Source organism: Streptomyces sp. NPDC006610 (assembly GCF_040611575.1).
Lineage (GTDB): Bacteria > Actinomycetota > Actinomycetes > Streptomycetales > Streptomycetaceae > Streptomyces.
In genome coordinates this window covers 20,613-35,165 of sequence record NZ_JBEXOP010000027.1, presented here as the reverse complement: position 1 = coordinate 35,165, position 14,553 = coordinate 20,613, and the positions used below count along the sequence as shown (strand labels likewise).

The window sequence follows — 14,553 nt, the reverse complement described above, 5'->3', positions numbered from 1 at the left end:
ACCCCGGACCGGCCGGAACACCCCGCGCGGTCCGCCCCCTGTCGGTCCCCGCCCGAACCGGCCCGGGCAGCCCCGGCCGGGACCGGCCTTGCGGACCCGCCCGGACCGGCGCGCCCTACACGGCCCCCGCCCCCGTCAGCGACCGCACCTCCGTCTCCGCGTGCCTGGCCTCGTCCGGCTCCTCGTCGGACGTGACCGTGCCGAGCCAGCCGGCGAGGAAGCCCAGCGGGACGGAGACCAAGCCGGGATTGTTCAGCGGGAAGCACTGGAAGTCGACGCCGGGGAAGAGCGCGTCGGGGCTGCCGGACACGACCGGCGAGAGCAGGACGAGGGCGACCGCCGGGACGAGGCCGCCGTAGACGGACCACACCGCGCCCCGGGTGGTGAAGCGGCGCCAGAACAGCGCGTAGAGCAGCGCGGGAAGGTTCGCGGACGCGGCGACGGCGAAGGCGAGGCCGACCAGGATGGCGACATTGAGGTCGCGGGCGAGCAGGCCGAGGGCGATGGCGGCGACGCCGGTGCCGACGGCCGCGGCGCGCGCCACCGCCACCTCGCCGCGCGGCGCGGTGCCCCGGCGCCGCAGGGACGCATACAGGTCGTGGGCGACGGACGCCGAGGAGGCGAGGGTGACCCCGGCGACCACGGCGAGGATGGTGGCGAAGGCGACGGCCGCGACGACGGCGAACAGCACGGCGCCGCCCGTCGAGTCCGCGCCGCCGCCCAGGTCGAGCGCCAGCAGGGGTACGGCCGTGTTCCCGGCGGCGTTGGACTCCCGTACGGCGTCCGGTCCGACGACGGCGGCGGCGCCGAGACCGAGGACGATCGTCATCAGATAGAAGCCGCCGATGAGTCCGATGGCCCAGACGGCCGACCGGCGGGCCGCCCGCGCGGTGGGCACGGTGTAGAACCTGGAGAGGATGTGCGGCAGCCCGGCGGTGCCGAGTACCAGGGCGAGACCGAGGCTGATGAAGTCCAGGCGGGCCGTCCAGTCACCGCCGTACTTCAGGCCCGGCGCGAGGAACGCCTCGCCGTGGCCGCTGCGTGCCGCCGCCGAGCGCAGCAGCTGGTCGACGTCGCCGTGGAAGCGCGCCAGGACGAGCACGGTGAGCGTGATGGCCCCGCCGATCAGCAGGACCGCCTTGACGATCTGGATCCACGTGGTGGCCCGCATCCCGCCCAGCGACACGTAGACCACCATCAGCGCGCCGACGCCGACGACCGTCCACGACCGCGCCGCCTCGCCGCTCCCGCCCATCAGCAGTGCGACCAGACTGCCCGCGCCCACCATCTGCGCCACCAGGTAGAGCAGGGACACGACGACGCAGGAGGTACCGGCAGCGATCCGCACCGGCCGCTCCCGCATCCGCGCGGCGACCACGTCGGCCAGCGTGAACCGGCCGCAGTTGCGCACGAGTTCGGCGACCAGGAGGAGCACGAGGAGCCAGGCCACGAGGAAGCCCACCAAGTAGAGCAGCCCGTCGTAGCCGAACAGGGCGATCAGCCCGGAGACGCCCAGGAAGGAGGCTGCGGACATGTAGTCGCCCGCGATGGCGAAACCATTCTCCATCGGCGAGAACAGACGTCCACCGGCGTAGAACTCCTCGGCCGAACCCTGTCGGTTGCGGCTGGCCCAGGTGGTGATGGCGAGGGTGGCGGCGACGAACGCGGCGAACAGGAGCAGTGAGAAGGTGTGGTGACTGCCCGTCATGAGGTGCCGCTTCCCGCGGTCCTGGTCAGTTCCTGGGTGTCCCAGCGCAGTTCCAGGGCGGCACGGTCCCGGCGAAGGCGGGCGTGCCGGGCGTACGCCCAGGTCAGCAGGAACGTGGTGAGGAACTGGCCCAGCCCGGCGAGCATCGCCACGTTGACCGCGCCCGCCACGGGCCGGGCCATCAGCCGCGGCGCGCTGATGGCGGCGACGACGTACGCCAGGTACCAGAGGAGGAATCCGGCCACGGCGGGCACGACGAACCTGCGGTACCGGCTGCGCACCTCGCGGAAGGCCGCGCTGCGCTGGACCTCCAGATAGACGTCGGCCGCGGTGACCGCCCCGCGCGCGGGCCCGCGAACGGCCGCGCGGGGCGTCGGTACGGCGGTCGCGGGCGCCGTCGTGCCGCCGCCCGCGTCACCCCGGCCGGAGGCCGGTGCGTCGCACCCGGTGGCCAGTGCGTCGTCCTGGGAGATCGGTGTGTCGTGCCAGGGATCGTCGTACTCGATACTCATGCCCCAGCATGGACAGAACGGGAAGATTCAGGACTTATCTTCCCCGTCCCCTTCACCCCATCCAGTGACCCGGCGCCCTGGCCGCCGTGGCCCTCACGCGTCGATGCGCGACCGGTCCAGGGTCGCCGCCGAGTTGGAGATGAACTCCTTGCGCGGGGCGACGTCGTTGCCCATGAGGAGGTCGAAGACCTGCTCGGCGGCCTCCAGGTCGGACAGGTTGATCCGGCGCAGGGTGCGGTGGCGCGGGTCCATGGTCGTCTCGGCCAGCTGGTCGGCGTCCATCTCGCCGAGGCCCTTGTAGCGCTGGATCGAGTCCTTGTACCGGATGCCCTTGGTCTGGAATTCCATGAGCCTGTCGCGCAGTTCGCGGTCCGAGTACGTGTACACGTACTTGTCCTGGCCCTTCTTCGGCTGGACCAGTTCGATGCGGTGCAGTGGCGGCACCGCGGCGAAGACCCGGCCGGCCTCGACCATGGGCCGCATGTAGCGCTGGAACAGCGTCAGCAGCAGGCAGCGGATGTGGGAGCCGTCCACATCGGCGTCGGTCATCATGATGATCTTGCCGTATCGGGCGGCGTCGATGTCGAACGTCCGGCCCGATCCCGCTCCTATGACCTGGATGATCGCCCCGCACTCGGCGTTCTTGAGCATGTCCGTGACGGACGACTTCTGGACGTTGAGGATCTTGCCCCGGATCGGCAGCAACGCCTGGAACTCGGAGTTGCGGGCGAGCTTGGCGGTGCCGAGCGCGGAGTCGCCCTCGACGATGAACAGCTCGCTGCGGTCCACGTCGTCGCTGCGGCAGTCGGCGAGCTTGGCGGGCAGCGAGGAGGACTCCAGGGCGGTCTTCCGGCGCTGGGCGTCCTTGTGCTGGCGGGCCGCGATGCGGGTGCGGGCGGCGGCGACGACCTTCTCCATCACCACGCGCGCCTGCTGGGCGGCGTCACGCCTGGTGGCGGTCAGGAACGCCTTGAGTTCCTTGGCGACGACGGTGTTCACGATCCGGCGGGCCGCCGAGGTGCCGAGCACCTCCTTGGTCTGCCCCTCGAACTGGGGCTCGGCGAGACGGACGGTGACGACCGCGGTGAGGCCCTCCAGGGCGTCGTCCTTGACGACGTCGTCCTCGGCGACGCGCAGCAGCTTCTTGGCGCGCAGCACCTCGTTCATCGTCCGCGCGATCGCCTGCTCGAAGCCGGCGACGTGGGTGCCGCCCTTGGGGGTCGCGATGATGTTGACGAACGACCGGACCGTGGTGTCGTAGCCGGTGCCCCAGCGCAGCGCGACGTCGACGCCGAGTTCCCGGGTGACCTCGGTGGGGGTCATCTGGCCGTGCTCGTCGAGGACGGGCACGGTCTCCTTGAAGGATCCCTGGCCGGAGAAGCGGAGGACGTCGCAGATGGGCTTGTCGCTCGCCAGGTACTCGCAGAACTCGCTGATGCCGCCGTCGAAGCGGAAGGACTCCTCACCCTTGCTGCCGCCGTCGCCGAGGCCGTACTCGTCGCGGACGACGATGGTCAGGCCGGGGACGAGGAAGGCGGTCTGGCGGGCGCGCTGGTGCAGGTTCTCCAGGGAGAGCTTGGCGTCCTTCAGGAAGATCTGCCGGTCGGCCCAGTAGCGCACACGGGTGCCTGTGCGGGTCTTGGGGATTCGCCTGGTCTTGCGCAGGCCGCTGCCGGGGGCGAACTTCGCGTCGGGGCCCAGGGCGGCGAATTCGCCGGGGACGCCGCGCCGGAAGCTGATGGCGTGGGTGTGGCCGCCGCGGTCCACCTCGACGTCGAGCCGCGCGGACAGGGCGTTCACCACGGAGGCGCCGACGCCGTGCAGACCGCCGGAGGCCGCGTAGGAGCCGCCGCCGAACTTGCCGCCGGCGTGCAGCTTGGTCATCACGACCTCGACGCCGGACAGGCCGGTCTTGGGCTCGACGTCGACCGGGATGCCACGGCCGTTGTCCCGCACCTCGACCGACGCGTCGTCGTGCAGGATCACCTCGATGTGGTCGCAGTATCCGCCGAGGGCCTCGTCCACGGAGTTGTCGATGATCTCCCAGAGGCAGTGCATCAGGCCACGGCTGTCCGTGGATCCGATGTACATGCCGGGGCGCTTGCGGACGGCCTCGAGCCCTTCGAGGACGAGCAGGTGCCGCGCGGTGTAGTTGGAACCGTCCCGGTCTGCTCCTGCCAGCAGCGCTGTGGACGGCACGGACGTCTCGGCGGTCACGCGGTTCGCTCCTCGCTGAATTTTGTCTCGGCCCCGGAAGGGTAAGGGCGCGGCTCGGGTAGCCGCTCAGAGGGTACCCAGCCCTGGTAGAGCCGTTGTAACGCCACCCTCGTGCGGAAACACAGACTAGTCCACGGTCGCATGCTTGTTCGATCCCTCGTTGGGGTGAAGCACATATCACGTTCCCTTCGAGGCATGAACCATTTAGGCTCCGGGCACGTCCTCATGAACACACCGGCAACCCAGCCGGGAGGACCGGACCGACCATGAGTGCGAACCCGTAAGACACATAGACACGCAATACGGCACATTCGCCGCCAACCGGCAGCAGACAGCCGACTCGGAAAAAATTTTCGAGGAGAAGCCACGAGCGGGAACGTTTTGGGGCTGGTTGGATGTTGACCCTGGTACGACAGCTCGTCGAGCTAGAGAAGAGGCGACGTGACTACTGTTCTGACCCCCGCGAGCCCGCTGACGGCCGCTGATCGCTGCGACCGCTGCGGCGCCCAGGCATACCTGCGCGTCGTCCTGCTGAGCGGCGGAGAACTGCTCTTCTGCGCCCACCACGGTCGCAAGTTCGAGCCGGAACTCAAGAAGATCGCCGCTGAGATACAGGACGAGACGGAGCGGCTCACGTCCGCTCCGGCCGCTCCCGAAGAAGAGCGCTGACACCTCGCGTCCACGACGAGCCAGCTCCGTACAGACGGATGCCGTACAGACGGATGCCGTACAGACGGATGCCGCGCAGACGGACTCCGTAGAGATGGGTTCCGCACAGGCGGGCCCCCGACGAGGGGACCCCGGACAGGAGGAACCCCTGCAGATGGACTCCGCACCGGCGGACTCCTTACCGGCGGATGAGAGCGGGCGGCCGTCCCTCCCAGAGGGGCTGCCGCCCGTCCTCGTGCCCGCAGGACCGCGGTCTTGCGGGGCTCAGACCCAGCCGAGCTTGCGCATGACGTCGGACACCCGGGTGTAGACGCCCGGACTCCCGGCCCGCCCGCAGCCGCTCCCCCAGGACACCAGGCCGATCAGCTTGCCCCGGGCCACCAGCGGCCCCCCGCTGTCCCCCTGGCAGGCGTCCCGGCCGCCCTCCTGCCGCCCCGCACAGAGCATGGCGGCCGCCTTGTAGGTGCCGCCCCCGCCGCCCGGGTACGCCTTCGCGCACACCTTGTCGGCCAGCACCCGCACCCGCGCGGCCCGCAGCCTGTCCGAGTACGCGCCCGTGCCCGTCGCATCCCCCCACCCGTAGACCGTCGCCTCGGTGCCGACGGCGTAGGCGGGGTCCCGCGGCGGGGCCATCCGGATCACCGCGCGCTTCTCGAGCCGCTTGGCGAGGGTGAGCACGGCGAAGTCACCGGCGTTGCTGAGTTCGTCGTAGCCCGGATTCACCCAGACCTTGCGCACGGGGATCTCCCGTCCCTTGGACGAGCGCAGATCCGTGCGGCCCGCGACGACCTTGAGGTCGGCGACCCGCTTCGGGGGCGCCCCGAGAACCTCCTCGGACAGACAGTGGGCCGCGGTGAGTACGGTGCTGCGGCCGACGACGACGGCGCCGCAGAACTGCCCCGACCTCGTGCCCCCGAACCGGGCACGGCTGGCCAGCGCCACCGTCCAGGGACTGTCGGACGCGTCGGCGGCGAACCCGCCGACGACGACGCGGTCGGCGGCGGCCGGGGTGGCGGAGGCCAGCGGTATCGCGGTCACCACGGCCGCCAGCACCAACGGCCGGGACAGCGCACGGGCAACGGAACCTCTCATGCGCGCTCCTCACTCTGGGGTGGTCATGAGAAACCTAGGGTGATCCACCCCACCGATGCCCGCACCCGCGCGGCGCGGCGTGCGGGACCGCCGCCACGACGCGCGCCGGCAGGACGTCCACAGCGCGAAGGCCCGGCCCCGCGTCGTCACACGAGCGGGGGCCGGGCCTTCGGCGTGGTGCGGTCCCGGAGCCGGCGCGACCCGGGGACTGCGGATCAGTCGAGGTAGTCGCGCAGCACCTGGGAGCGCGACGGGTGGCGCAGCTTCGACATGGTCTTGGACTCGATCTGGCGGATGCGCTCACGCGTCACGCCGTAGACCTTGCCGATCTCGTCCAGGGTCTTCGGCTGGCCGTCGGTGAGACCGAAGCGCATGGAGACGACGCCCGCCTCGCGCTCGGACAGGGTGTCGAGGACGGAGTGCAGCTGCTCCTGCAGGAGCGTGAAGCTGACCGCGTCGGCCGGCACGACGGCCTCGGAGTCCTCGATCAGGTCGCCGAACTCGCTGTCGCCGTCCTCGCCCAGCGGAGTGTGCAGCGAGATGGGCTCGCGGCCGTACTTCTGGACCTCGATGACCTTCTCCGGGGTCATGTCGAGCTCCTTGGCCAGCTCCTCCGGGGTGGGCTCGCGGCCCAGGTCCTGGAGCATCTGGCGCTGCACGCGCGCGAGCTTGTTGATGACCTCGACCATGTGCACCGGGATACGGATGGTGCGGGCCTGGTCGGCCATCGCGCGGGTGATCGCCTGACGGATCCACCAGGTCGCGTACGTGGAGAACTTGTAGCCCTTGGTGTAGTCGAACTTCTCCACCGCGCGGATCAGACCGAGGTTGCCCTCCTGGATCAGGTCCAGGAAGAGCATGCCGCGGCCGGTGTAGCGCTTGGCCAGGGACACCACCAGACGGAGGTTGGCCTCCAGGAGGTGGTTCTTGGCGCGGCGGCCGTCCTCGGCGATGATCTCCAGTTCGCGCTTGAGCTTGGGCGCGAGCTTGTCGGAGTTGGCCAGCTTGTCCTCGGCGAACAGACCGGCCTCGATGCGCTTGGCGAGTTCGACCTCCTGCTCGGCGTTGAGCAGCGGGACCTTGCCGATCTGCTTGAGGTAGTCCTTGACCGGGTCGGCCGTGGCGCCGGCGGCGGCGACCTGCTGGGCGGGCGCGTCGTCCTCGTCCTCGTCGGACAGTACGAACCCGGCGCTCTCGGTGCCCTCCGGCTCGTCGCCGGCCTTGGGCGCCTCTTCGAGCACCTCTTCCTCGAGAAGCTCGACGTCGTCCTTCTTGGCGGCGGTCTTCTTCGCGGGCGCGGCCTTCTTGGCGGCGGCGGTCTTCTTCGCGGGCGCCGCCTTCTTGGCGGTCGTCTTCTTGGCTGCGGCCTTCTTCGCGGGCGCGGTTTCCTCTGCCGGATCGTCGGCGGCGGGCGCGGCCGGGGGGGCGGCCGAGGCGGCGGCGGTCTTGCGCGTGGCCACCGTCTTCGCCGCCACCGTCTTGGTGGCGGTGCGCTTGGCCGGACTCTTCGCTGCGACGCTCTTTCGGGTGCGCTTGGGTTCCGCGGCACTGACCATCAGCGTCACACCCTCTTCCTCGAGGATCTGGTTGAGGCTGCGCAGTACGTTCTTCCACTGAGTGGCCGGAATCTGGTCAGCTTCGAAGGCCCGACGCACGTCATCGCCGGCGATCTGCCCCTCAGCCTTTCCCCGCTCAATGAGCGCCATGACAGAGACGGACTCGGCGATCTCCGGCGGGAGCGTACGGGATGTGCTGGCCGACACGAACAACCTCTCGGAACGTTGGAAAACGACTTCCGGCCCCGTCCATGACGGACAGGAGCCGACCGCCGGCTTGGGGATGGGCCGACGGCGCGGGCGGGGGCCGGGAAGATGCACAGCGCCGTTGACGGCGTCCGTATTCCCTCCGCGGCTGTCACCTCTTAGGTCATCGCGTTGTTTCCACGAGCGTTACGCCCAATCTGCGTGGCCCGAGTCACACCCCGTAAGCGGTCTAAACCGATCAGACACGGACACAAGGGGTCTACTTGTGGCCCTGGGGAGCCTTCGGGGGTGCCCTGCGGGCATACGGGGAGCGTACGGGGAGCGCCGTCGACCGTCCTCGGCACGCCGTCAGCCGTCCTCGACGCGGCTTCGGGGCCGCACCGGAGGCCGCCGCGGCGCTCCCTCGCCGATGCCGCACGCATCCGCCGAGGCCGCCAGGCCGCCGATGCCGCCCGGTCCGGTCCCGGGGTGACGGGGCGGGTGTGGAGGCGGTTGGCGTGGTGCGGGCTGCCGTCCGGCCGCCGGCGGCGACGGAGGGGGTGAGGGGACGGCATTGGCGCCCGGCCGGCCGGTGGGCGGTGCGGCGAGGTCCGACCGAGCGGTGACGGCATCCCTCCGGTGACGGACGTTCCCCGGCCGAGCGCGGACGGCGGTCCTTCGCCGCCGCGACGACCCCGTACCGGACCGAACCGGCCCTGCCCCTCGTACGACGACCGCCGACCGGACGGCACCGGCGGCTCCCGGTCGTACGACGGCCGCCGGCCGGGCGGTGTCGGCAACCGTCCGGTAGTACGGCCGTCCCCGACCGGGCGTGGTACCGCCCCGACCGGGCGGGGCACCCGGCCCTGCCGAGGGTGACGGATTCCCTGCCTCACGGTGACGACTGCCTGTCGTCGGCTGCCGATGCGGTTCCGGACCGGGGAGGGGACCCGGGGCCGGGAAGGTCGACGGCGTGGCCGTGCGGCGGGAGGCGTCCGGGGCCATGGCACGCGGGGTGCGCGGTCAGTGTTCGCGTGGCGCGGGGACCACTCGCTCGACCTCGGGGTGGACCGTCAGCAGCTGGCGCATGGCCGCCTCCGCAGCCGGGCCGTCGCCCGCCACCACGGCGTCGACGATCCGGGCGTGGTGCGCGAGGGACGCCTCGGTCGGCCGGTCGCAGCCGGTGACCGGGCCGCCGGAGACCTGGAGCGCGGCGGAGACGATGCCGGAGAGGTGCTCCAGCATGCGGTTGCCGGCGATCTGGATGAGCAGCGAGTGGAACTCGGAGTCGGCCCGGGAGAAGGTGAGCGCGTCCCCCTGTCCCAGGGCGTGGCCCATGATCTCCACCATGTCGTTGAGCCGCTGCTGCACGTCCTCGCGCCCGTGTCCGGCGGCCAGGCGCGCGGCGAGCGGCTCGATCGTCCAGCGCAGCTCGCTCAGCTCACGGCGCTGATCGTCGCGCTGCGGCCCGAAGGCCCGCCATTCGATGATGTCGGGGTCGAGCAGATTCCAGTCGCTGACCGGCCGCACCCGCGTGCCGACGTTGGGGCGGGCGCTGACCAGGCCCTTGGCCTCCAGCACGCGCAGCGACTCGCGGACGACGGTGCGGGAGACCTCGAACCGCTGGCCGATCTCCTCGGGCACCAGCGGGCGGTCGGCGCCCAGGTCGCCGGAGACGATCATCTGGCCCAGCTGCTGGACGAGTTGGCCGTGCAGTCCGCGGCCGCGGCTGCCGGCGGCGCGCCGGCTCACCCGGCCCAGCTCGGGGTCCGCGCCCTCCCAGGAGGGGGCGGCGACACGGTCGGGAACGGGAGCCTCCGCGAAGGGGTATCGGTCGAGATCGCCCGGGCCGGCGAGGCCGGAGTCCGCGGAACGGGCGGGGGTCATCATGGTGTGCGCAAGGGTACTCACGGATCCTTTGTCGGCGTCGCTCCGAACTCCCTTGAGGTCTTTGGTGAAAAGCACACGAAAGGGTGATCGCTCACCCCGTCGCAATTGACGCCTTATCGGAAAGAAATGAGCGTCCCCAAGGGAGTTGTGCGCACTCCCCGACCGGAAGGGTGCGCAGGGCGTCATCGGAGCCTCCCGCGCAGGGTGGTGAACAGATAAGCGCAGAGCAGAGCGGTCAGCGACAACGTCAGCGCGCCCCCGACGGGTTGACCGATCACCCGCGCCGCGGCCTCGAGATAGCGCTCTCCCCCGAAGGGCCACTGCGACAGCAGCACCTTGCGCATCCGCCCGTGCATCCCGGCCGCCGTCCGCACAGATGGTCCCTCCCAGAGCTTATGTACGAGGGGTACGACGACGATCGGCACGGCCGCCACGGCGGCGAGCCCGGCGGTCGTGGACCGGAAGACACCGGCCGCGAGGACCCCGGCCCAGGCGCACCCGACCATGAGCGCGAACCAACTCGCGCCCAGCGACAGCCAGTCGGCGGGAACCTGGGCGAGTTCCCGCCCGTAGACGAGATAGAGCACCTCGGCGTCGCAGCCCACCGTGAGGACGGCGAGGATCAGCGCGACGGCCCCGGTGACGAGGAGTTTGGCGGTCAGCAGCCCCAGCCTGCGCGGCACGGTGCCGCGGTCGGCCGCCAGCGCGGGGTGGCGGAACTCGTCCCCGAAGGCCAGCGCCCCGAGCAGACCCGCGCCGAGCGCGGCGGGCGGCAGCGGCAGCTCCCTCGGCCAGGCGGTGAGCAGCCGGTGCTGCGGGGTGTGCCCGACGCGGGCGAGGAACACCGCTGTCAGCGCGGAGACGACGAGCACGGCGGCCGCGGTGACGAACCCGGTGCTGATCCCGGCGGCCCGGCGCAACTCGTAGCGCAGCGGGCGGAGCGGGCTGGGGGCGGGGCGGACGGAGATGGGGGGCGGGAGCGGGGGGAGCTGCGCGGTACGGCCTGCCGTCGCCTCTTCCGTCGTCGCTGCCGTCACATCTTTCGTCGTCGCTGCTGCCGTCCCTTTCGTCGTGGCTTCCGCCGCCCCTTGATCGGTTGCTTCCTGAGCCTCTTCGTTCGCCCCTGTCTTCTTGGCCTCCTGGTGTCCCCTCCCCGGCCAGTCCTCCCTGCCTTCCCTGCCCTCCCTGTCCGTGGGGTCCCCCGCTCCGGGCCCCATGTCACCGATCTCGTCGGCGAGTTGAAGGACGAGGATGCCGTGCCGGAACGCCGTCTCGCCGACGTCGGCGCAGGTACTGCCGTACACCGACAGGCGGTTGCCGCCCTCCTGGACGACCTCGACGGAGCGGTGGGCGTTGCGGGCCTCCCTGGTGAGCAGGGCGGCGAGGCGAGGGGCGTGCGGGGTGCGGACGGCGACGCGTGGCCGCAGCCGGGTGCGGGCGAACTCCTCGGCGTCCTGTTCGGCCACCAGCCTGCCCCCCTCCAGCGTGACGACCCGGTCGGCGATGCGCGCGGCCTCCTTCGGGTCGGCCGTGGTGAGCAGCACCGTGCCGCCCTGGGCCGCGTGCGCGCGGAGCATGTCGTGGAGCCAGCGGCTCTCCCGTCCCGAGAGTCCGTCGGCGGGGTCGTCGAGCAGCAGGGTGTGCGGGTCGGGAAGCAAGGCGCAGGCGAGGCCGAGGCGGCGGTCCATGGCGCGGGAGAGGGTGCCGAGGCGTTCGTCGCGCAGGCTGACGAGGCCGACGGTTTCCAGGACTTCGTCGGCTCGCCGGGCCGGGACGCCCGCAGCGGCGCACAGCATCCTCACATGGCCGCGGACGGTACGGCCCGGATGCCCCGGCAGGTCGCCCAGCAGCACACCGACCTCGCGCGACGGATGGGCGATGCGGTGCAGGGGGCGGCCCCTGAAGTAGGTGATGCCCCGGCCCTGTTGGAGCTCGAGCATCAGCCTGAGCGCCGTGGTCTTGCCTGCGCCGGACGCCCCGAGGAGCACGGTGACGTCGCCCGCGTGGGCTTCGAAGGAGACGTCGTCGAGGGCGGGCGGAAGGCCCTTGCGGGGATTGCTGGTCAGTCCGAAGGCCTGGATCACCCGTAGCAAGATAGCGTGCCATATCCGGTTTTTCGGGCATCGGGGCGCTGCCGGTGACGTGCCTCGGCGTCACACCTCGGGGCGCAGCATCGGGGGGTTGAGGAGCGTGGCCCCGCCGGCCCGGAACAACTGGGCCGGACGGCCGCCCTGGCGCGTGGTCGTGCCGCCGGTGGGCACGAGGAAGCCGGGCGTCCCCGTGACCTTGCGGTGGAAGTTGCGCGGGTCGAGCGCCACGCCCCACACCGCCTCGTAGACCCGGCGCAGCTCGCCCACGGTGAACTCGGGCGGGCAGAACGCCGTCGCCAGCGACGAGTACTCGATCTTGGAACGGGCGCGCTCCACCCCGTCCGCGAGGATCTGCGCGTGGTCGAAGGCGAGCGGCGCCACGGGTTCGCCGTCCCGGTCGTAGCCGCCCTGCTGCAGCAGTTCCTCGACCGGCGCCCAGCGTGCGTTGGCCGCGTCTCCGCCCGCGCGGGGGGCGGGCAGGTCGGGGGCGAGCGCGAGGTGGGCGACGCTGACGACGCGCATGCGCGGGTCGCGCTTGGGATCGCCGTAGGTCGCCAGCTGTTCCAGGTGCGCGCCGTTGTCCTGGGCGGGGACGGACGGGTCGTGCACGGTCAGTCCGGTCTCCTCGGCCAGTTCGCGCGCCGCGGCCTGGGCCAGGTCCTCGTCGTCCCGTACGAAGCCGCCGGGGAGCGCCCACCGCCCCTGGAAGGGGGGTTCGCCCCGGCGCACCGCCAGCGCGCACAGGGCATGCCTGCGCACGGTCAGCACGACCAGGTCCACGGTCACGGCGAAGGGCGGAAAGGCTGACGGGTCGTAGGGCATGCCGCGATCATAGTCGTCTGCCTGACGATAAACACTCCCTTCGTCGGCCGCATCGTGGCCGGTCCGGCATGGTTCGGCTCACGCTTCTCCCCCGGCGCCGCTTCCCTCGGCTACCGGGCCGGGCCACCGGGCGCCACGCCGACGCGTCGCCCTCTTGCCGATCACGTCTCGCCGCTCATCCCTCACCCCCGACCGCCTCGCCGCTACCTGCCTTCCCACCCACCGCCTTCCCGCCGACCGCCTCACCGCCGACCGTCTCACCGGTCGCCGCCCTGCCGGCCGGCCCGTTGCCGGACGGCCCCTTGCCGGACGCCCACGGACGCGTCCCTGCGCCGCGTCCGCTCCCGGGCCCGATGCCGGCTCCCGCTGCCGGTGTCGGGCGGCGGCGCCGCGGGGCCTTCCGCTCCGACGTGCACGACCGTGTCCCGCGGGACTGCGCCACCACCTTGGGGCCGTCGACGGCATCCGGCACCGCCGATTCTCCTGCCTGGCCCTCTGCGCTCCCGCCCTCCCCGCTCCCGCCCTCCCCGCGCTCGTCCTCCCCGCATTCGCCCTCTCCTGGCTCGGCCTCTCCGGATTCGTCCGCCCCGGCCCGGTCGCGGTCGGGCCGTCCCGGGCGCAGGCAGCGGCGCAGGGCCTCCGGGTCCAGTCCCTCGTTGACGGCCTGGTGAAGGAGGCGGGCGAAGAGGTAGTCGGGGTCCGCGCCGAGGGCCATGGCGAGGGCCTCCCTGGCCTCCAGTTCGTCGCCGGTCGACCAGGCGACCCAGCCCGCCAGGGTCAGCGGCGCGGCGGCGTGCTCTCCGTAGGGCCCGACGCAGCGGCGGGCGAGGGCGCGCCAGAGGCGGAGGGCGGGGCCGGCCGCGTCGCCCTCCATCCACTCGGCCGCGCGGTCGCGTGTGGTGCGGTCCTGGAGTCCGATGATCAACGGGGCGGCTTCGTCGTGCGCGAGGAGTCCGTCGTCGCGCCGGTCGGCCGGGGCCGCGCCGGTGACGGCGGGCGCCGCGGCGAGGCGGGTCATGGTCTGCCGGGCGAGTGCCAGCGTCTCCTCGGCCACGGCGCGGCGACCCGCCTCGTCGAGCATCCTGGGGACCAGGGCGGCATTGGCGGCGTCCAGGGCGGCCTCCTGCTCCCGGACTCCGGCCGTCGTCTCCCACGGGAGCAGCCTCGCCCTCAGCTCGCGCAGCGTGCCCCGCACCTGCACACCGGCGTAGGTGGCCGCGGCGGCCAGCACGGAGGTGCCGGGCAGGCCCATGGGCAGCCCTTCGTCCGGGCAGCACGCCTGGTCGTCGCAGCAGTACGACCAGAAGCGGCCGTCCGAGATGCACAGGGCGTCGATCACCGGGATGTCGAGGAGTCCGCACTCGACGCGCAGGTCGTGCGCCAGCGGGCGCAGGCGTTCCATGACCTGCCGGCCCGTTTCCCCGGGTCCCGGCTCCTGGCAGAGGTAGGCGACCATCTCCTCGGGCCGGGCGCCCCGCCGCTCGCTGCCGGCGACCAGGCCGTGCGTGAGCTGCCGGGCAGCGGAGAGCCAGTCCTGCGGATGGGTGGGAATGCCGAGCCTGGCCCGGCCGCCGAACCGGCCGCGCCCGCCCCTGTCGTGCAGGGCGACGAGCACGATGCTGTCCTCGGGCCGGTATCCGAGCAGGTAGGGCAGGGCGTCGGCCAGTTCGGCGGGGGTCCGTAGCGTGACCTGGTGGGCGTCGGCGGATCCGGTGGTTTCGCTGTGATTCGTCATGCGGCGACGATCCCGCGAATCGCGCAATCCCGCTCGAACCTGTGGATAAGTCCGATCAGGGACACGTCACCCTGTG

Annotated in this window: 10 protein-coding genes; 1 reads left to right on the top strand and 9 read right to left on the bottom strand. The window is 72.1% G+C overall.

The window, feature by feature from the left end:
* Positions 1 to 115: 115 nt before the first annotated feature.
* The 3 genes from ABZY13_RS21750 to ABZY13_RS21740 all read right to left on the bottom strand — a co-directional run bounded on the left by ABZY13_RS21750 (position 116) and on the right by ABZY13_RS21740 (position 4,437).
* Positions 116 to 1,708, bottom strand: coding sequence for a cation acetate symporter (locus tag ABZY13_RS21750; RefSeq protein ID WP_356633163.1), 1,593 nt, complete (start codon positions 1,706 to 1,708; stop codon positions 116 to 118).
* The gene (locus ABZY13_RS21745) at positions 1,705 to 2,220 is read right to left on the bottom strand and encodes a DUF485 domain-containing protein (protein ID WP_356633161.1); all 516 of its coding nucleotides are present in this window, start codon (positions 2,218 to 2,220) and stop codon (positions 1,705 to 1,707) included. The genes ABZY13_RS21750 and ABZY13_RS21745 overlap by 4 nt, the downstream gene beginning before the upstream one ends.
* 93 nt (positions 2,221 to 2,313) lie before the next feature.
* Positions 2,314 to 4,437, bottom strand: coding sequence for a DNA topoisomerase IV subunit B (locus tag ABZY13_RS21740; protein ID WP_356633159.1), 2,124 nt, complete (start codon positions 4,435 to 4,437; stop codon positions 2,314 to 2,316).
* Positions 4,438 to 4,878: 441 nt separating this feature from the next.
* Between ABZY13_RS21740 and ABZY13_RS21735 the strand changes: the two genes are divergently transcribed.
* On the top strand, positions 4,879 to 5,106 hold the full coding sequence (locus ABZY13_RS21735) for a hypothetical protein (protein ID WP_356633157.1): 228 nt from the start codon (positions 4,879 to 4,881) through the stop codon (positions 5,104 to 5,106).
* Positions 5,107 to 5,370: 264 nt separating this feature from the next.
* Here the strand turns inward: ABZY13_RS21735 and ABZY13_RS21730 are convergent, their stop codons facing one another.
* The 6 genes from ABZY13_RS21730 to ABZY13_RS21705 all read right to left on the bottom strand — a co-directional run bounded on the left by ABZY13_RS21730 (position 5,371) and on the right by ABZY13_RS21705 (position 14,477).
* Positions 5,371 to 6,198, bottom strand: a complete 828-nt coding sequence (locus ABZY13_RS21730) for a serine protease (RefSeq protein ID WP_356633155.1) — start codon at positions 6,196 to 6,198, stop codon at positions 5,371 to 5,373.
* A gap of 215 nt (positions 6,199 to 6,413) precedes the next feature.
* The gene (locus ABZY13_RS21725) at positions 6,414 to 7,961 is read right to left on the bottom strand and encodes an RNA polymerase sigma factor (protein WP_356633153.1); all 1,548 of its coding nucleotides are present in this window, start codon (positions 7,959 to 7,961) and stop codon (positions 6,414 to 6,416) included.
* Positions 7,962 to 8,963: 1,002 nt separating this feature from the next.
* Positions 8,964 to 9,851, bottom strand: a complete 888-nt coding sequence (locus ABZY13_RS21720; protein ID WP_356633151.1) for a FadR/GntR family transcriptional regulator — start codon at positions 9,849 to 9,851, stop codon at positions 8,964 to 8,966.
* Between the two features lie 161 nt (positions 9,852 to 10,012).
* A complete protein-coding gene (locus ABZY13_RS21715; RefSeq protein WP_356633149.1) occupies positions 10,013 to 11,914 on the bottom strand; it encodes an ABC transporter ATP-binding protein in 1,902 nt (633 codons plus the stop codon).
* 69 nt (positions 11,915 to 11,983) lie between these two features.
* A complete protein-coding gene (locus tag ABZY13_RS21710) occupies positions 11,984 to 12,742 on the bottom strand; it encodes an NUDIX hydrolase (protein WP_356633147.1) in 759 nt (252 codons plus the stop codon).
* 175 nt (positions 12,743 to 12,917) lie between these two features.
* A complete protein-coding gene (locus ABZY13_RS21705) occupies positions 12,918 to 14,477 on the bottom strand; it encodes a DUF4192 domain-containing protein (protein ID WP_356633145.1) in 1,560 nt (519 codons plus the stop codon).
* Positions 14,478 to 14,553 lie beyond the last annotated feature (76 nt).